General features: G+C 57.9%; 20 protein-coding genes. 14 read left to right on the top strand and 6 right to left on the bottom strand.

Annotated features, from left to right (window positions below; translation table 11 throughout):
* Window positions 1-52 precede the first annotated feature (52 nt).
* Both V7730_RS02070 and V7730_RS02065 read left to right on the top strand, forming a co-directional pair.
* The gene (locus V7730_RS02070; protein ID WP_335745920.1) at window positions 53-1,075 is read left to right on the top strand and encodes an aspartate-semialdehyde dehydrogenase; all 1,023 of its coding nucleotides are present in this window, start codon (window positions 53-55) and stop codon (window positions 1,073-1,075) included.
* Between the two features lie 105 nt (window positions 1,076-1,180).
* Window positions 1,181-2,800 carry a DUF4139 domain-containing protein gene (locus tag V7730_RS02065; RefSeq protein WP_335745919.1) on the top strand — a complete coding sequence of 540 codons (1,620 nt, stop codon included), beginning with the start codon at window positions 1,181-1,183 and terminating at the stop codon, window positions 2,798-2,800.
* Between the two features lie 748 nt (window positions 2,801-3,548).
* On the opposite strand, the gene V7730_RS02060 is transcribed toward V7730_RS02065, so the two are convergent.
* Genes V7730_RS02060 through V7730_RS02050 form a run of 3 tightly spaced genes read right to left on the bottom strand, consistent with a single transcriptional unit; the run spans window position 3,549 to window position 5,523 of the window.
* Window positions 3,549-3,860: a P-II family nitrogen regulator gene (locus V7730_RS02060; protein WP_335745918.1), complete on the bottom strand. Its 312-nt coding sequence runs from the start codon at window positions 3,858-3,860 to the stop codon at window positions 3,549-3,551.
* Window positions 3,861-3,863: 3 nt separating this feature from the next.
* The gene (locus V7730_RS02055; RefSeq protein ID WP_335745917.1) at window positions 3,864-4,847 is read right to left on the bottom strand and encodes a sodium-dependent bicarbonate transport family permease; all 984 of its coding nucleotides are present in this window, start codon (window positions 4,845-4,847) and stop codon (window positions 3,864-3,866) included.
* Window positions 4,848-4,872: 25 nt separating this feature from the next.
* Window positions 4,873-5,523 (bottom strand): carbonic anhydrase, encoded by a 651-nt coding sequence (locus tag V7730_RS02050; RefSeq protein WP_335745916.1) that lies wholly within the window; start codon window positions 5,521-5,523, stop codon window positions 4,873-4,875.
* 148 nt (window positions 5,524-5,671) lie between these two features.
* On the opposite strand from V7730_RS02050, the gene V7730_RS02045 reads away from it, so the two are divergent.
* The 3 genes from V7730_RS02045 (at window position 5,672) to V7730_RS02035 (ending at window position 8,301) form a co-directional block, all read left to right on the top strand.
* Window positions 5,672-6,052: a hypothetical protein gene (locus V7730_RS02045; RefSeq protein ID WP_335745915.1), complete on the top strand. Its 381-nt coding sequence runs from the start codon at window positions 5,672-5,674 to the stop codon at window positions 6,050-6,052.
* Between the two features lie 78 nt (window positions 6,053-6,130).
* Window positions 6,131-7,513 carry a leucyl aminopeptidase family protein gene (locus V7730_RS02040; RefSeq protein WP_335745914.1) on the top strand — a complete coding sequence of 461 codons (1,383 nt, stop codon included), beginning with the start codon at window positions 6,131-6,133 and terminating at the stop codon, window positions 7,511-7,513.
* Entirely contained in the window at window positions 7,510-8,301 is a 792-nt protein-coding gene (locus V7730_RS02035; protein ID WP_335745913.1) for a C40 family peptidase, read from the top strand. Before V7730_RS02040 ends, V7730_RS02035 begins: the two co-directional genes overlap by 4 nt.
* A 61-nt stretch (window positions 8,302-8,362) precedes the next feature.
* Here the strand turns inward: V7730_RS02035 and V7730_RS02030 are convergent, their stop codons facing one another.
* On the bottom strand, window positions 8,363-8,722 hold the full coding sequence (locus V7730_RS02030; protein ID WP_335745912.1) for a DUF2794 domain-containing protein: 360 nt from the start codon (window positions 8,720-8,722) through the stop codon (window positions 8,363-8,365).
* A gap of 115 nt (window positions 8,723-8,837) precedes the next feature.
* Between V7730_RS02030 and paaI the strand changes: the two genes are divergently transcribed.
* The gene (gene paaI / locus V7730_RS02025) at window positions 8,838-9,281 is read left to right on the top strand and encodes a hydroxyphenylacetyl-CoA thioesterase PaaI (protein ID WP_335745911.1); all 444 of its coding nucleotides are present in this window, start codon (window positions 8,838-8,840) and stop codon (window positions 9,279-9,281) included.
* The gene (paaK, locus tag V7730_RS02020; RefSeq protein WP_335745910.1) at window positions 9,278-10,588 is read left to right on the top strand and encodes a phenylacetate--CoA ligase PaaK; all 1,311 of its coding nucleotides are present in this window, start codon (window positions 9,278-9,280) and stop codon (window positions 10,586-10,588) included. Before paaI ends, paaK begins: the two co-directional genes overlap by 4 nt.
* Here paaK and V7730_RS02015 read toward each other — a convergent pair.
* Window positions 10,585-10,857 (bottom strand): I78 family peptidase inhibitor, encoded by a 273-nt coding sequence (locus V7730_RS02015; RefSeq protein ID WP_335745909.1) that lies wholly within the window; start codon window positions 10,855-10,857, stop codon window positions 10,585-10,587. The genes paaK and V7730_RS02015 overlap by 4 nt on opposite strands.
* Window positions 10,854-11,483 carry a TetR/AcrR family transcriptional regulator gene (locus tag V7730_RS02010; protein ID WP_335745908.1) on the bottom strand — a complete coding sequence of 210 codons (630 nt, stop codon included), beginning with the start codon at window positions 11,481-11,483 and terminating at the stop codon, window positions 10,854-10,856. The genes V7730_RS02015 and V7730_RS02010 overlap by 4 nt, the downstream gene beginning before the upstream one ends.
* 113 nt (window positions 11,484-11,596) lie before the next feature.
* Here V7730_RS02010 and V7730_RS02005 point away from each other — a divergent pair, with 113 nt between their 5' ends.
* The 7 genes from V7730_RS02005 to V7730_RS01975 all read left to right on the top strand — a co-directional run bounded on the left by V7730_RS02005 (window position 11,597) and on the right by V7730_RS01975 (window position 17,276).
* A complete protein-coding gene (locus V7730_RS02005; protein ID WP_335745907.1) occupies window positions 11,597-12,418 on the top strand; it encodes a DUF3883 domain-containing protein in 822 nt (273 codons plus the stop codon).
* 32 nt (window positions 12,419-12,450) lie between these two features.
* Window positions 12,451-13,392 (top strand): AEC family transporter, encoded by a 942-nt coding sequence (locus V7730_RS02000; protein ID WP_335745906.1) that lies wholly within the window; start codon window positions 12,451-12,453, stop codon window positions 13,390-13,392.
* 67 nt (window positions 13,393-13,459) lie between these two features.
* Window positions 13,460-14,293, top strand: a complete 834-nt coding sequence (gene fghA / locus V7730_RS01995) for an S-formylglutathione hydrolase (protein WP_335745905.1) — start codon at window positions 13,460-13,462, stop codon at window positions 14,291-14,293.
* Window positions 14,290-14,745, top strand: a complete 456-nt coding sequence (locus V7730_RS01990) for a YaiI/YqxD family protein (RefSeq protein ID WP_335745904.1) — start codon at window positions 14,290-14,292, stop codon at window positions 14,743-14,745. Before fghA ends, V7730_RS01990 begins: the two co-directional genes overlap by 4 nt.
* A gap of 43 nt (window positions 14,746-14,788) precedes the next feature.
* Window positions 14,789-15,409, top strand: coding sequence for an HAD family hydrolase (locus tag V7730_RS01985; protein ID WP_335745903.1), 621 nt, complete (start codon window positions 14,789-14,791; stop codon window positions 15,407-15,409).
* Window positions 15,406-16,326: an ornithine cyclodeaminase family protein gene (locus tag V7730_RS01980; RefSeq protein WP_335745902.1), complete on the top strand. Its 921-nt coding sequence runs from the start codon at window positions 15,406-15,408 to the stop codon at window positions 16,324-16,326. The genes V7730_RS01985 and V7730_RS01980 overlap by 4 nt, the downstream gene beginning before the upstream one ends.
* Complete coding sequence (locus tag V7730_RS01975) at window positions 16,323-17,276, top strand: alpha/beta fold hydrolase (RefSeq protein ID WP_335745901.1); 954 nt, start codon at window positions 16,323-16,325, stop codon at window positions 17,274-17,276. The genes V7730_RS01980 and V7730_RS01975 overlap by 4 nt, the downstream gene beginning before the upstream one ends.
* Window positions 17,277-17,278: the final 2 nt, after the last annotated feature.

Below are 17,278 nucleotides of genomic sequence, written 5' to 3'. Positions count from 1 at the left end.
AGCGGTATAACAGGCCCGCACCATCAAACGCATATATATTGGAGTAAACGAGATGGGTTATCGCGTCGTTATCGCAGGTGCCACCGGAAATGTGGGCCGCGAAATGCTGAGCATCCTGGCTGAGCGCCAGTTCCCTGTGGATGAAATCGTAGCACTTGCCAGCCGCAAGTCGCTGGGTACGGAAGTCAGCTTTGGCGATAAGACACTCAAGACGAAAGACCTTGATACGTTCGACTTCACGGGCTGGGACATGGCGCTGTTTGCCGTAGGCTCCGACGCCACGAAGAAGTACGCGCCCAAGGCAGCAGCCGCTGGCTGTGTCGTCATCGATAACTCGTCCCTCTATCGCTACGACTCTGAAATTCCGTTGATCGTTCCAGAAGTGAATCCCGAAGCGATTCATGGCTATGCCAAGAAGAACATCATCGCCAACCCCAACTGCTCAACCGCGCAGATGGTTGTGGCGCTCAAGCCGCTGCATGATCGCGCGACGATCAAGCGCGTCGTTGTGAGCACCTATCAATCGGTGTCGGGTGCCGGCAAGGAAGGCGCAGACGAGCTTTGGGACCAGACCAAAAGCATCTATAATCCCGTCACAGATGTGCCGCCAAACAAGTTCCAAAAGCAGATCGCTTTCAACGTGATCCCGCAGATCGACGTTTTCATGGATTCCGGTGATACCAAGGAAGAGTGGAAAATGGTCGTCGAGACCAAGAAGATCCTCGATACCAAGATCAAGGTCACAGCTACTTGCGTACGCGTGCCTGTGTTTGTGGGCCACTCGGAATCGATTAACATCGAATTCGAAGACCATCTGGACGAAAATGAGGCTCGTGACATCCTGCGCGAGGCGCCCGGCATCATGGTGATCGATAAGCGCGAAAACGGTGGCTACGTCACGCCGATTGAATGTGTTGGCGACTATGCGACCTTCATCAGCCGCATCCGTCAGGACAGCACAATTGATAACGGCATCAACCTGTGGTGCGTGTCTGACAACCTGCGCAAGGGCGCTGCCCTGAACGCAGTTCAGATCGCGGAACTGCTGGGTCGTGAAGTGCTCAAGAAAGGCTGATTTCCGCCCACGCGGGAATGGTTTGAGGGGTGTCCGAAAGGGCGCCCCTTTTTCTTTGGCAACCGGCGTTGCATGCTGGCACAAATATCAAAGGATTCCATAATCATGCGCTTTATTGCCATCGCCTTAGCCGCTTTGCCTCTGCCAGCCTTGGCGGAAACATTCACCCTGCTTTCAGCGCCATCGGCCGTAACGGTCTACAACGGCTTTGCTTTGGTCACCCATGAAGTGAGCGTCGATGTTAGCGCAGGCGCGCATGAACTGGTCCTTCCCGATCTGCCGCAGTGGGTGGATGCGGGCAGTTTGCGTGTCAGCATCAAAGGCGCGCAACTGGGCAGCACACGTTTGCGCACAGATGCACTGCCGCCACAGCCCGACGGTGATAGCGCGGCTGTGACCGCTGCCAAAGAACGGATCGAAGACGCTACACGCGCTTTACGTGACCTGGATGACCGGATCGAAGATGCGAGCGTTGCCGCAAAGGCTGCCGAGGCGCGCCTGAGCTTTCTGATGGGGTTGGCCACGAACAAAGAGCTACCCTCAGGCCCTGAAGAACTGGCCACCCTTGGGCAGATGGTAGAGACTCAGACGGTGGCCGCCACTCAGGCCCAAATCGCATCACAACGCGAGGCACGTGCGGTTGGCGAAGAACGTCCCGACCTCGAAAAAGCGCTGGCCGATGCACGCGCTGCGTTGGCGGCACTGACGCCGCCTACCGATCCGAAATCCCTGCTCGCGCTCACTCTTGCGGCACCAGAGGCCGGCAATGTGGTAGCCTCCATCACCTATCCTACCCGCGCCTCTTGGGAACCGACCTATGACGTAATGCTGAACAGAGGCGGCACTGACAGCCTGACGCTCCGCCGTGCTGCCCTGATCTATCAAAACAGTGGTGAGAATTGGGAAAATGTGACCCTCACGCTCTCCACTCTGGCGCCCAGTGGACAGGTTCTCCCGTCCGAGCTCTATCCGCCATTGCTGCGCTTTGAAGACCCGCAAGCGCGTGCAAAGCTAGAACGGTCTCTCAGTAGCCTCAGTGCTGACGCGGTAGGAGCGCCGCCTGTAATGATGGAGATGGCCCCGGCTGCACCCCAGCCAAATTTTGACGGACCCGGCGTGACCTACACCCTGCCCACCGCGATCACGATTGCACAAAACGCCGAAGGGGCGCGGGTGGAATTAGATGCACTCGAGTTCGACGCTCGCGTGTTTGCCCGCGCTGTGCCTGCGCGCGACACGACCGCGTTTTTGATGGCAGTGGCAACGAACGAAAGCCGCGAACCATTGCTGGAGGCGGCAAGTGCGCAGATATTCGTGGATGGAGCGTTGGTCGGGCGGAGCAGCTTTGCCGCTGTTCCTGTCGGCAGTGAAATCAAACAAGCTTTCGGCCCACTAGAGGACCTGCACTTAAACTATGCTCTGCTTGACCGAAGCGAAGGCGACCGTGGCTTGATAAGCCGCAGCAACGCCAAAACTCAAGAGGTCCGCATGACCTTGGAAAACCTCGGCACTAAGGACTGGGATGTCGAACTGCTCGAAGCGGTGCCTTACAGTGAACAGGACGATTTGGTTATCCAGTGGGAGGCGCAGCCGAGCGTTGACGTGAAAGACGTAGATGATCGCCGCGGTCTGCTTCAGTGGAACCTGTCACTGAATGCGGGCGAAACACAGGACGTGACAGTCGCGCAAACCATTCGCTGGCCCGACGGGAAGGTCCTACGCTAACCACGCATCCGCCGGAACGTTCAATCAGGTCGGTAGCCTCTTCTTCAGAAGCCACGATTGGCTTTGGGCCGGGGATATCCGCGCCAAAACGCGCAACCAATGCACGATAGGGCGTGCCGACTGTGGAAGTGTTGCACAAGTGGCGACCGGTTGCGGCCAAGTAGATGCCCAATCCCGCCCCCAGCGCGCGCAGCTCCATCCCCTCAACGGCGAGGCGGTTGATCAGGTCGGGCCAACTGCGTGCAGTTTCCATATGGGCGCTTAGCTTCGCGTGGCGGGTGGCGTAGATTGATCCTGCAGGCATTACGCTTTGACCACCTGTCAGCTGACTGTGGCCCGGCATATGGCCGCCAAAGCGCTTCACCAGCGTGGTATAGGAAAACCCGATCTCGGATCCTTTGCACACACGGGTGCCACAGCTGGTCTTGATCAAAGTCATATCGCTGCTGGAGGGTTGCAGCGAATAGCCGTGCGGGCGCAGCCGTTCTGCCAGATCGCCCCAACCCGAAGCCTGTTCCACATCACGACCAAGGAGTGCCTGAAGAGCCGTTCATCAGTCGCCACGCGTCCCTTGGCAGGGAGTTGTCTTTCCACCTCTCGCTTGAGCAGGTGCCGGACCAAATGACCTACTGTAACGTCCCGCGCAGTTGCGACACGTTGCGCACCTGACAACAGGTAGCGTGGCAATTTGAGAGTGACTGATTCCAATTCCATACCTAAACCTCTGCCAGATATGGTTAACGCTGAGTTAAAACCGCTCCGCGCGCAATACATCACAATCAACGATGCTGACCACACCGATATGCCGCTCCACCACCTCGAACGCAGCGTCCAGCATCGCATCAAGGCGTTCTGGCCGGATAATACAAACGACCTGCACCATGCCCTGAGCTCGGCTCACCTGCCCCGAACGGGACCAAGCACCGGAGCGGCCAGAACCGCCAAGCACGGGCAAGATGGAGTATCCCGTCACGCCCGCCTTGCGCAAAGCGTCGGTCAGGCGCGACTCCATTACGTTCTCAATGGTTATCTCAACCCGTTTGGCTTTGTGTGTTTGCATCGATCAACCTCCGGTCACAGCCATGGCAATGCCCACATAAAGCGGGATACCGATGGTCAGGTTAAAGGGGAATGTCACGCCCAGCGACAGCGTGAGATAAAGCGAAGGATTGGCTTCAGGAACAGCAACGCGCATCGCAGCAGGCACCGCGATATAGGAAGCCGATGAAGACAACACCATCATCAATGCGACCCCGCCCGCACTGAGCCCCAGCATCATCCCGGCAGCTAGTCCGAACACCGAACCGACAAGCGGCATCAGCACGCCGAAAGCCAGCACACCTCGCGTCAGTACACCGCCGCCACCACGCAGACCGCGCCCTGCGACCAGCCCCATATCAAGCAAAAAGAGGCACAAAACACCCTTGAATGGATTGACGATAAAGCTCGAAATTTCTTTCAGCCCCTGTTCGCCCGTGGCCCAGCCTATCGCAAACGCGCCAACCAACAGTACGATAGAGCCGTTCAGCATGATCTCGCGCATCAAGGCGCTGTCCATGCCCTTGGACTGCTCGCCGCCACCGCGAGAGATGAGCCATAGCGCAGAGAGAATGGCCGGTGCTTCCATCGCCGCAGCAACGGCAACCATATACCCTTCTGATTCAATTCCGCGTCCTTCCAGAACCGAGGTCGCCGCGACAAACGTCACGATTGAAATTGAGCCGTAATGCGCTGCAACAGCCGCAGCATCCAAGCGGCTGATGTTTGTCATCACTCTGAGCAGCGCAAAAGCGATCAGCGGCAACAGCGCTGAAAGCACAACACCTGCAAGTAGGGATAACCCAAGCCGCAGATCCAGACCGTAAGACGCTACGCTCGCGCCACCTTTGAAACCAATGGCAAATAGAAGATAAATCGACATGCCCTTGGCGACTGCCTCGGGGATGCTGAGATCCGACCGTGCGAGGGCGGCAAAGACACCCAGCACGAAACTGAGTATGATGGGCGAAAGCAGGTTCTGCCCGGCAAGGCTTAAAAACTCGGACATGGGTGCTCCCTCGTGCCGCTCAATATCAGACCGACTCGAACTTGATTGATGACGGGTTGTAGTATTCCAACCCGCCTTCGGCGATGTCGGTCCACATCCCGTGCAGTGTCAGCTCACCTGAATTGACCTTTTCAGCGAGCCAAGGGAAGGTCAACAGGTTTTCGAGTGAGATCATGACCGAATGTTTTTCAAGCTGACGCAGCTGCTCTGCAGAATTGGCAATGTCTTTGACCAGTTCATATTTAGGCCGCAGAATATCCATCCATCGCCCGACAAAGCTGTCCTTGGCATCCAGTTCAGGTGCGTTGCCGCTGCACATATTCATACAGCCTTGCACGCCGCCACAGTTGGAATGGCCCAAAACAATCAGATGCGCCACTTTCAGAACCTGTACCGCGTATTCAACCGCCGCCGAGGTGCCGTGCTGCGCACCATCAGGCTGATAGGGCGGGACAAGATTGGCAATATTACGGTGGATAAAGAATTCGCCCTGATCCGCGCCGAAGATCGACGTGACATGCACGCGGCTGTCACAGCAGGAGATGACCATAGCGCGCGGGTGCTGACCATCCGTCGCCAGCTTGCGATACCATGCGCTATTTTCCGCATATGTGGTCGCTTTCCAGCCGTGATAGCGCTGTACCAGATATGCCGGAAGCGGCTTTGCCTTGTCCATGATCTGTCCTAACCCCAAAACTCAGTTTCATTCAAATAGACTGAATTCGTCCCGAATTCGAGCGAAAACACCGCTGGCTGAAAACCATTTGAAAACCCTTCTCACGGATAAACACCCCAAGCCGTGGGGGCAAAATAAAGGGTGTTTCATGAGTAACGTTGTCAACATACGTGTGTCCGAACAGATCCAGCTTGATCAGGCAAGGCTGGGGATACTTTTTGCCCAGTTGGGCACAACAAGCGCCGAATCTGTGGTCTCTCGGGCTATGGAAGAATTGGCTGTGCGGATGTCGCAGTGCGATACGCTGTGGCGGGCCAGAAACCTGGGTCAGTTGCGCAAACATGCCCGATCGCTGATCGCAATATCGGATCAGATCGGCATGGGCCTTTTGGCGCAGGTCGCGAAGGATGTGACCAATTGCATAGATGCCGAGGACGACATGGCCATTGCAGCAACCCTGTCGCGGATGCTGCGCATAGGGGAGCGGTCGCTTTCCGCGATCTGGGCAATGGAAGACCTCAGCATTTAAGTGACGGCGCTTGCAGCGGCAGCAGGATGGGCTAGGCTAAGCCTCTATCCCATCCCCCACTAAAAGGTTCGCTGTTTCATGTCCCTACGCTTTGCCGATGCCGCCTCTGACACGATTGATTTGCTTGTTCTGGCTCAGGACGATGTAAAAGACTGGTTGGAAGGCCAGCCGCCGGCTGTCGCAGCTTGGGTAGAGGCAAACGGGTTTACCGGTAGCATCGGCGAGGCGCTTGTCATCGCAGGGGCGGATGGGCTGCCCACCACGGCACTGGCCGGCTACGGAACGCCGCAAAGCCGCGCACGCGGGCGTTTCGCATTGGCGGCCGCAGCAACCAAGCTACCCAAAGGCAACTACCGTATTTCCAGTGGTCTATCGACGGAGCAGGCCGAGACGGAGGCTTTGGGTTGGCTGTTAAGCAGTTACCGCTTTGATCGCTACAAAACAGCCACGCCGATGGCTGCAAAACTGATCGCACCGGCTGGTATTGACGCCCAGCGCGTTGAGATCATCGCCAACGGCGAAGCCCTGACCCGCACGCTGATCAACACGCCAGCATCCGATATGGGCCCGCCCGATCTGGAAAAAGCCGCTCGCGATCTGGCCGCACAGCATGGCGCACAGATCGAAGTGACCGTCGGAGAGGATTTGCTTGCCTCAAACCTGCCGATGATTCACGCTGTGGGCCGTGCTGCGGACCGCGCGCCACGGCTGATCGACATGCGCTGGGGTGATCATGGTCCAACCCTGACGCTGGTCGGCAAGGGCGTATGTTTCGATACTGGCGGCCTCAACCTCAAACCGGGTGCTTCCATGGGCCTGATGAAAAAAGACATGGGCGGCGCGGCGGCTGTTCTGGGCCTTGCGCATATGATCATGGCAACGGGTGCGCATGTGCGCCTGCGCGTCCTGATCCCAGCGGTCGAGAATTCTGTCTCAAGTAATTCGTTCCGTCCGCAGGACATCCTGACATCGCGCAAGGGTCTCACGGTTGAGATTAACAACACAGACGCCGAAGGGCGGCTGGTGCTGGCCGATGCGCTTGCTTTGGCTGATGAGGAAAAGCCGGACCAGATCATCTCGATGGCGACCCTGACCGGAGCTGCTCGTGTGGCTGTTGGGCCCGACCTTGCGCCCTATTTCAGCGATGATGCAAATTTCGTCGCCGCCTTGGAGAGTTCGGCTGTTGCCGTGGCCGATCCGGTTTGGCGCATGCCCTTTCATACCCCCTATGAGACAATGATCGAACCAGCCATTGCCGATCTGGACAACGCGCCCTCTGGCGGCTTTGCCGGCTGCATTACAGCCGCCCTTTTCCTGCGCCGCTTTGTTACGGATAGCAACTACGCGCACTTCGACATATACGGCTGGCAACCCAGCACGGCACCCGCACGTGCCAAAGGTGGTGTGGGCCAAGCCACACGCGCCCTGCTGGACGCTCTAGACAGGATACTGACCAAATGACCCATCCCCGCATGACCCTCGATCCCAACCGCGTCGGCCTTAACGAGCCTGCGCAGATCGGCCGCAGCGTGGTGAACCTGCTGCGCAAACCTAACGGCGCACGTGACCGCCAACTGCTGATCGGCGCTGACGTGACGATCCTGTGGCGCGAAGACGGTTGGGCCTATGTGCAATCGGCAGCAGACGGGTATTACGGCTATGTCGGCGTGTCAGCGCTGACCAAGCCGCAGCCGATTACCCACAAGGTTATCGCAGCAGCCAGCCACGGCTACCAGAATGCCAATTTCAAATCGATCGACCGCTGCGCGCTGAGCCATGGCAGCAGGCTTGCCATGCTGGACGACGCAGATGGGTTCATCCGCACCAGCCACGGTTTTGTGCCAAAACAGCACATCACTGCCGTTGACGTCTATGCCAGCGATCCGGCGGACATAGCCGCGCTTTACCTCGACACGCCTTATCTGTGGGGCGGTAACAGTCGCTGGGGGATTGATTGCTCCGGCCTTATTCAGGCGGCGTGTGCTGCCTGCAACATTCCCTGCGGCGGTGACAGCGACATGCAAGAGGAAAGCCTCGGCACGTTGCTTGAGCCGGACACCACACCGCAGCGCAATGACCTGTTGTTCTGGAAAGGACATGTGGCACTGGTTTGGGACGAGGATACATTGATCCACGCAAACTGTGACGCCATTGCCACCGTGTTTGAGCCGATCAAGGACGCAATCGCGCGTATCGCCGAGACAGACGGTCCGGTGACTGCTCACCGCAGGCTGCCAACCACGGATTAACCCACGTTAGACTTAAACTATTGCCGCCAACCCACGATAGGCTTGGCTGCAATCTATCCGCCTATTCAACCACGCGGATCAGCTTGCGCTCTAGCACGCCCAGCACTGATTTAAGGTCATGCCCTCGTTTAAGCACCTGACCATTGGCACCCACAACAGCATACATGCCTTGTTTGGCCCTCAGCTTGGGCCGTTTCTCTATCCGATATAGCGGGATCTCTGCTGTGCGGCGAAATACAGAGAAGACCGCCACTTCACGCAAACACGATATGCCATAGTCTCGCCATTCGCCTGCAGCGACCATCCGGCCATAGAGCGACAGGACCACCGAAAGCTCGGTTCGGTGGAACGCCACCTGCTCGGCCACGCGCTCCGCTCCGCTGGTGCGCATGGTGTTTGTCGGGATCGTAGGTATATTCATGTCTACAGACTTGCCTTGAGCGCGGTGCAAATCAAGCCCCTTGCGATCGAATTACTTGATCGCGTTACAAATGGAGGTATGGTTCGCAAATTATGAAACATATTAGGGTGCGATGATGACTCCACAGATGCGTGCGGAAAAAGCAGGGGAAGCGATGATGGCGAACGACAATGCCTCTCGCGATCTGGGCATGCAGCTCGCCCGGATTGCGCCGGGATCAGCCACCCTGACGATGCGCGTCACCGACCGGATGCTGAACGGACACAGCATCTGCCACGGTGGCTATATCTTTACGCTTGCCGATAGCGCCTTTGCCTTTGCGTGCAACAGCTACAACAAGCTGACAGTCGCCCAGCAAAACCAGATCACCTACATCGCCCCAGGCAAAGCAGACGAGCTGTTGACCGCCACAGCGCAGGAAACCGCGTTGGCCGGACGCTCTGGTGTGTATGATGTCAATGTCACGGGCGAAGACGGGCGTATGGTTGCCACTATGCGCGGCCTGTCGCGCACGATTAAGGGCCACTTGTTTGCCGAAGAGGGAGAAACCGCCGCATGAAAGACCTCACCCCAGCCCGTAGCAGCCTTGACCTGATCGAGATTGCCAGCCGCGACGAGATCGCAGCCCTGCAACTGGAGCGCCTCAAATGGTCGCTGCGTCATGCCTATGACAACGTCCCCTTCTACCGCAGCAGCTTTGATGCGGCAGGCGTACATCCTGATGATCTGCACCACCTAAGCGATCTGTCAAAGTTCCCCTTCACCGTCAAAACCGATCTGCGGGATAACTACCCCTTCGGGATGTTTGCGGTCCCGCAAGACCAAGTGAAACGTATCCATGCGTCCTCCGGCACCACGGGTCAGCCGACTGTTGTGGGGTATACCGAGAATGACCTCAAGAACTGGGGGAGTGTCGTCGGACGTTCGCTTCGGGCAGCCGGTATGCGGCCCGGTGACATGTTGCACAATGCCTATGGCTATGGCCTGTTCACGGGCGGCCTTGGCATCCACCTTGGCGCTGATGCGCTGGGACTAAGCACCGTGCCTATTTCTGGCGGCATGACCCCGCGACAGGTCCGCCTGATCGACGATTTCAAGCCAAAGGGGATCACAGTCACCCCTTCCTACGCGCTGTCCATTCTGGACGAGTTCGCGAAGCAAGGCCTTGATCCACGCGACAGCTCGCTTCAGGTTGGTATTTTCGGGGCCGAGCCGTGGACCAACGCCATGCGCCTTGAGATCGAACAGGCGTTCGACATGCACGCCGTAGACATTTACGGCCTGTCCGAAGTGATCGGGCCCGGCGTTTCGATGGAGTGCGTCGAGAGCAAGGACGGCCTGCACATCTGGGAGGATCATTTCTATCCCGAGATCATCAATCCCCAAACTGGCGAAGTTGTCGGCGAGGGAAAGAAGGGGGAGCTTGTATTCACCTCGCTCACCAAAGAGGCGTTCCCGATCATCCGCTACCGGACCCGTGACCTCACGCGGCTTCTGGTCGGCACCGCGCGCAGTATGCGCCGCATGGAAAAGGTCACAGGGCGCAGCGACGACATGATCATTCTGCGCGGCGTCAATGTATTCCCGACCCAGATCGAAGAGATACTAATGCAGGTCGACGCCCTGTCTCCGCATTTTCAGATCGAATTGACGCGGCCAGGCCGGATGGACCAAATGCGCATCCTGACCGAAGTCTCAGACGCTGAAGTGGGCGCAGACGCCCGCGCAGCGGCGGCTGCAAAACTATCCGCAGGGATCAAGCAATCCGTCGGGATCAACGTCAAGATCGACGTTGGGGAAATAGGCGCCGTCCCCCGCTCCGAGGGGAAGGCAGTTCGCATTCTCGATAACCGGCCAAAGACCTAGCCGCAGGTAATCGCAACGATATTGTCAATCTCGTTCAGCTGAACATTCAGCCGTGCGGGACTGAAATCGGTCGTGACGGCATCGTTGGGGCCATACAGCCGTTTGGGCTCTGGCAGTGCCAAGGATGACGTGGCGTCTGACCCGATCAGGCCCTGATGTGCTGCCGCGTTGCAGGTATCAGGTGCATTTGCAGGGGCACGGCCCGCTGTGGGGGCGATAGCAGCACCGCAACCTGCCAGCATCAATCCTGCCAATATCGTGTATTTCATGTCCCGTACCTCGCTAAAAATATCTCCACCGCACTGTCGACCACACGGTCGATTTCAGCGGAAGTTACGTCTTTGATAACCCCGAACAGCAGGCGCATCCATATGTCGGCCTTGCACAATTCACCGAACTGGTCCGCCGCCAGCGCGTAGTCATCGATATTCAGCTCACCCCGAGCACAGGCCTGTTCGAAATAGATAGTCATTTGTGTGCGCATCACGTTTGGACCGGAATCGTAAAATCGCTGCCCGATCTCCGGAAACCGCTCGGATTCGGCCACACAAATCCGGTAGATTTGCAGACCTAATTTACTGGTCACAAAACTAAGAAAATGCCGCCCAGTCTGGCCCAGAACTTCACGCGGAGGGGCAGTCAGATCAATTTTATCAAGAACAGAGCGGGTAAGATGCTGACACTCAACATGCGCCACCTCCATGAACAAAATCCGTTTATCCGGAAAATACTTGTACAGCGTCGCCTTCGATACGCCAGCCGCGCGTGCAATGTCATCCACGCTCGCCCCTTCAAATCCGTCTTCCATAAAGACGGAGCGCGCGCCCTCAAGCACCTGATCATATTTTCGGCCACGGTGAATGGCGTCTTGCGGGATCGATGTCAGCGCGGTCATTACAGCTCCTGCCGATGAACACCCAGCATATAAACTGATCAGTTTACTTCCAAGTACAAAACACCAGAGATTTCAGCCTGGTACGTTCTGCATCCGCAAACTAGGCTGCCACTATGGCGGGAACACCTTGGACTGAAGAAGAATTTGATCTTTGCGTTGCAGACTATTTTGCAATGCTGGATGCCGATGTCTCTGATCAGCCATACGTGAAGGCCGTCCGTAGGCGCGCTTTGCTGCCCTTTGTCGCACATACTGAAGGCTCCATCGAAAAGCTACACCAAAATATCAGCGCGATTATGATCGGATTTGGACTGCCCTTTATCAAAGGGTACAAGCCTCTGCCGCACTACAACTCTAACCTGCCGCACGCCGTGGGCAGGTATCTGCAGGAAAAAGGCGAACCGGCATTCACGTGTCCTACTACAGGCATGGCCGAGGATGCGCCGCTGTATCTGGACACGCCGCCCACCCAGCGGGGTGCACCCCCGCCCAAAGAGGCGGAGGAATACCTCACCATCGCGCGCAAATTCGATATTGCTGCCCGTGATGCCCGCAACCGCGCCTTGGGCCGCGCGGGAGAGGTGCGCGTGCTGGCACATGAGCGCGCAACCCTACGACAACACGGCGCGCATGATCTGGCCAAGCGGGTGCGCTGGGTTTCAGACGAAAACGGCTATGGCGCCGGATATGATATTTCCAGTTTTGAGCCCGACGGAACGCCTCGTCTGATCGAAGTAAAAACCACAACTGGCTGGGACCGGACGCCGTTCCACATTTCCCGAAACGAACTGGCAGTGGCAAGGCGTGAACGCGCGCATTGGCGTCTCATGCGAGACTATGACTTTGCCCGCACCCCGCGCGCGTTCGAGCTTTTACCGCCGTTGGATGCCCATGTTTCTCTCACCGCCACCAGCTTTCAGGCGGATTTTCGCTAGCTTCCGGCAAATCGCCAAGCTATCTGTGACGAATGCTTGCGATCTTCCTCAAAACGCTCCCCTTTTTTGCCCTGATCGGTTTGGGCTATTGGGCTGGCCGTACGAAATTTTTCACGGCCGAAGCGACGGCGTATCTGACGAAGTTCATTTTCTATTTCGCACTCTCGGCGATGCTATTCCGGTTTTCTGCAAACCTGTCGCTAGCCGACGTATGGAACGGGCGGCTTGTGGCGGCCTACCTTTGGGGCACGGCATTTGTCTACGGGATCGCCACCATAGTCTGCTATGTCCGCGGGCTCAGCATTGAGATCACCGCGATCGAAGCTCAATGCGCCGTGATCGGCAACGTGGGCTTTCTGGGTGTACCCATGCTCACGCTGTTGTTGGGACCAGAGGCGATTGGTCCCGTCATGCTCGCGCTGGCTGTTGATCTGATCGTGTTTTCCTCGCTCATCGTTATCCTGATCACCGGTTCACGGGATGGCCGCATGAGCCTAAGGATCCTGCGCACAGTCGGGATGGGCCTTATCCGAAATCCAATGATTGTCGCCATTACTTTAGGTCTTCTCTGGTCTGGCCTTAAGATTCCGATCCCTGATCCGATGAACGAGTTTCTGGCCCTTCTGGGCGCTGCTGCCACCCCCGGAGCGCTGTTTGCCATCGGTGCGTCGCTGGCCTCCAAATCTACCGAGCGGTTGTCGGTCGCTGGCTGGCTGAGCTTTTGCAAACTGGTGCTGCACCCGCTGTTTGTGGCTTTCGCCTGCTTCGCCCTGTTCAAGGTTGATCCTTATCAGGCCACGGTGATCATCTCTGCCGCAGCACTGCCGGTGGCAGGTAATGTCTATATGCTTGCGCAACATTACGGCGTCGCGCCGCAGCGTGTTTCGGCGGCCATTCTTGTCTCGACCGCGGTGAGTATCGTCAGTGTCAGTCTCTGGATTGGCTGGCTCACAAAGGCCTCCGCGGGCGTTTGATACAGACAAGGCTTGCCCCCCGCGCCTGCGCTGGGTAGCCATGGACAACCCCGAAAAGGAGACCTCCATGGAAACCCTATCTTCCAATGCATGCTTTGGCGGCACCCAGCATGTGATCAAACACACCTCAGCGGCCTGCAACTGCGACATGACCTTTGCCCTGTTCTTGCCCGCCGAGGCGCAGGATGGTCCCGTGCCAGTACTGTGGTTTCTATCCGGCCTGACCTGCACCCACGAGAACGCGATGGTCAAAGCAGGTGCGCAGGGCTGGGCGGCCGAGCAAGGCATCGCGCTGGTTTTCCCAGATACCTCCCCGCGCGGCGAAGGTGTGGCCGATGACGAGGCGTATGATCTGGGCCAAGGGGCGGGATTTTACGTCAACGCAACGCAAGATCCATGGAAACCCCACTTTCAAATGTGGTCGTATATCGCGGACGAACTGCCCGCGCTACTGGCGGATAACTTTCCGCTAGATATGGATCGTCAGGCGATCGCCGGACACTCGATGGGCGGGCATGGAGCACTAACGTTGGCGATGTCGCTGCCTGCCCGTTTCAAATCCGTCTCTGCCTTCGCGCCAATCGCGCATCCGACATCCAGCGACTGGGGCCGCAAACAACTGGCCGCCTATCTGGGCACAGACGAGGCAAGCTGGGCCGCGCATGACGCCACGCTTCTGATGCAGGAGAAAGGCTTTGACGGTCCGGTTCTGATTGATCAGGGGACCGATGACCAGTTCCAGGACCTGCTGATGCCCGAGGCGCTGAGCGGTGCCATGGCCAAGCGCCGCCAGAACGGCGCCTTCCGCATGCAGGCGGGCTACGATCACAGCTATTTCTTCATCTCCACCTTCATGGAGGATCACGTAACCTTCCATGCAGACGCGCTGTGGTCCGCATGACCGCACTCTACATTGACGCTGATGCCTGCCCCGTCAAAGAAGAGGCGGAGCGGGTGATCACGCGTCACAAGCTCAAGATGTTTGTGGTGTCCAACGGCGGGCTGCGACCCTCAAAAAACCCCTATGTAGAGACGGTTATTGTCCCTGATGGTCCCGATGTGGCGGATATGTGGATTGCCGATCGCGCAGGACGCGGTGATGTCGTCGTTACCGGAGATATCCCGCTCGCTGCGAAATGTGTTGAAGCAGGCGCGCGGGTGATCAAACATAACGGCGAAGCGCTGACGCAGGCCAATATCGGTAACGTGCTGGCTACACGCGATCTGATGACCGATCTGCGGGCTGCTGATCCGTTCAGACAAGGCGGCGGGAAAGGCTTTACAAAAGCCGACCGCTCCCGCTTTTTGGAGGCGCTGGAGCGCGAAATCAGAGCGGCCCAGAAGCTGCCGTAACTGAACTTTTCCCGATTTCGCCACTGGCTACGAGGACTGAAGCATGACACCAAGCGCCGTGATCTTTGACATCGGCAATGTGCTGATCGAATGGCAACCAGAGCGGTTTTTCGATGCCGAAATTGGCGTCGAGAACCGCCACTCCCTGTTTGCCACCATCGACCTGCACACCATGAATGACCGCGTAGATCGGGGCGAGAATTTCTCGGCTGTTCTGGCGGAAACCGCTGAACGGCACCCCGAACGCAAGGCCGAGCTTGGGATCTGGCATGACCGCTGGTTGGACATTGCTAGTCCGGCCATTGATCACTCTGTTCGCTTGATGACTGCCTTGCAAGCGCGCGACGTACCGGTGTTTTCGCTTACCAACTTCGGGATCGAAACCTACGCTTTGGCGGCTACCCGTTACCATTTTTTGCGGGCCTTCGACCTCGATTTCATTTCTGGCCACATGGGTGTCATCAAGCCAGATTCGCGTATCTATGAAATGCTGGAAGAAGGTGCCGACCTGACGGGTAACCAACTTTTGTTCACCGATGACCGCACCGAAAACATCGCTGCCGCTGCTGCACGTGGCTGGCAAACACATCTGTTCGAGGGATCACAAGGCTGGGCAGACCGTCTTGTTGCCGCGGGGCTGCTCACGCCAGAGGAGGCACAATGACCGACATACCTTTTATCCCCTTTGAGGCAGGCGAAAAACTGCTCGACTGGATCACGCTCACCGATGCGCTGGCCGAAGGTCACAGCCTGCCCAAGGCCGAGATCGGGGACACGTTCCTTTATCGTGACCCCGACACGCTACTGAGCCGTGCAGCTTGGATTGACGGCATGGGGATGGCCGTGAAATCGGCCATAATTTTTCCGGGTAACAGCGCAAAGGGCAAACCGAATATCAACGGCGGCGTGAGCCTCTATTCGGACACCGACGGCACGCTTGAGGCGATTATCGATTTCCATCTGGTCACTAAATGGAAGACGGCCGGTGACAGCCTTATGGCGGCACGCCGACTGGCGCGCCCTGACGCGACGCACATCCTACTGGTTGGCGCTGGCACTGTGGCCCAGTCCCTGCATGCCGCCTATTCAGCCGCCTTCCCGCAGGCCCGATTCACTGTTTGGAGCCGCACGCGCGCCTCTGCCGAAGCATTGGTTAAAGCACTGCCAGACGTCGCCATCGCCGACGATCTGGAAAGCGCGGTGCGTCAGGCGGAGATTATCGGCAGCGCCACCATGGCGACCGAGCCCGTAATCCAAGGTGCGTGGCTGCAACCGGGCCAGCATCTGGACCTGATCGGCGCCTACCGCCCCGACATGCGCGAAGTTGACGACGAAGCCCTGCGCCGCGCGCGCCTGTTCGTTGACAGTTTCGACACCACCATCGGTCATATCGGTGAGATCAAGATCCCACTGGAGACTGGCGCTATCACCCGTGAAGACATCATCGCTGATTACTACGATCTGAGCGCTTTCACCCGCACATCGGATGAGGAAATTACCATTTGTAAGAATGGCGGCGGCGCGCATCTGGACCTGATGACCAGCCGCTACATCCTTGCGCAGTGGCGCGCCGCAGGATGATCTGGCTGCTCTTCTTGGGGCTGCTGATTGCGGTTATCGCAGCCCCTTTTTTGTTGGAGCATTCGCGCGCCGTTATGAGCGATGGGCGCAGGGGCTCTGCGCTAGGACAGTTTTCAGAGCTTAGCCAAGGCGTCACGCATTACCACCTGTCTGGCCCTGCCAGCGGACCTCTTTTGGTGTGTGTGCACGGGCTGACCACACCCAGCTTTGTTTGGGCACCTCTGACGAAAGGGCTTGTGGCGCTGGGGTTTCGAGTGCTGGTTTATGACCTTTACGGCCGCGGCTTTTCAGACCGGCCAGAGGGGCTGCACGACAAGACTTTCTTCAATCGCCAGCTGGATAATCTGCTGACCCATCTTGAGCTTGATGAACGATTCCACCTGATCGGGTATTCAATGGGCGGCGCAATTGCTGCAGGGTTTGCCGCCACCTACCCCGCCCGCGTGCGCCGTCTGGTGCTGCTGGCCTCTGCCGGTATGACCGTACGCAACACGCCGCTGGTGCGTTTCATCCGTGATCGTGGAATCGCTGGAAAATGGTTGATGCTTGCCGCCTTCCCGACCCAGATGCGCAACGGAACTCGCGCTGAACAGGCCTCTCAGACTATACTCCCCGAGATCATCGAAGGTCAGGAAGCGCAGTTGATGTTTCAGGGCTTCATCCCAGCCGTCATGTCCAGTCTGCGCGGTATCCTCGCAAAGCCCATGGAGGGTGAGCACATGGCCCTGCGCCGTATCGGCCTGCCCGTGCTCGCCATCTGGGGTGCCGAGGATGGCGTGATCCCTGCCAGTGCCATGGGCCAATTGGCTGCGTGGAACCGCGATGTGACCCATGAGGTGGTCGAGGATGCTGGTCACGGCCTGCCCTGCACCCATAGCGATGCGGTTCTCACCCTCATTAAAGACTTCCTGCCAGCCCCCGATTCCGATGATTGGGGCCATGACACCTGAGA

Origin of the sequence: Sulfitobacter sp. (assembly GCF_036961165.1) — a bacterium.
Classification (GTDB): domain Bacteria; phylum Pseudomonadota; class Alphaproteobacteria; order Rhodobacterales; family Rhodobacteraceae; genus Sulfitobacter.
Note: the sequence above shows the minus strand (reverse complement) of the source record. Positions and strands in the feature narration are given on the sequence as shown.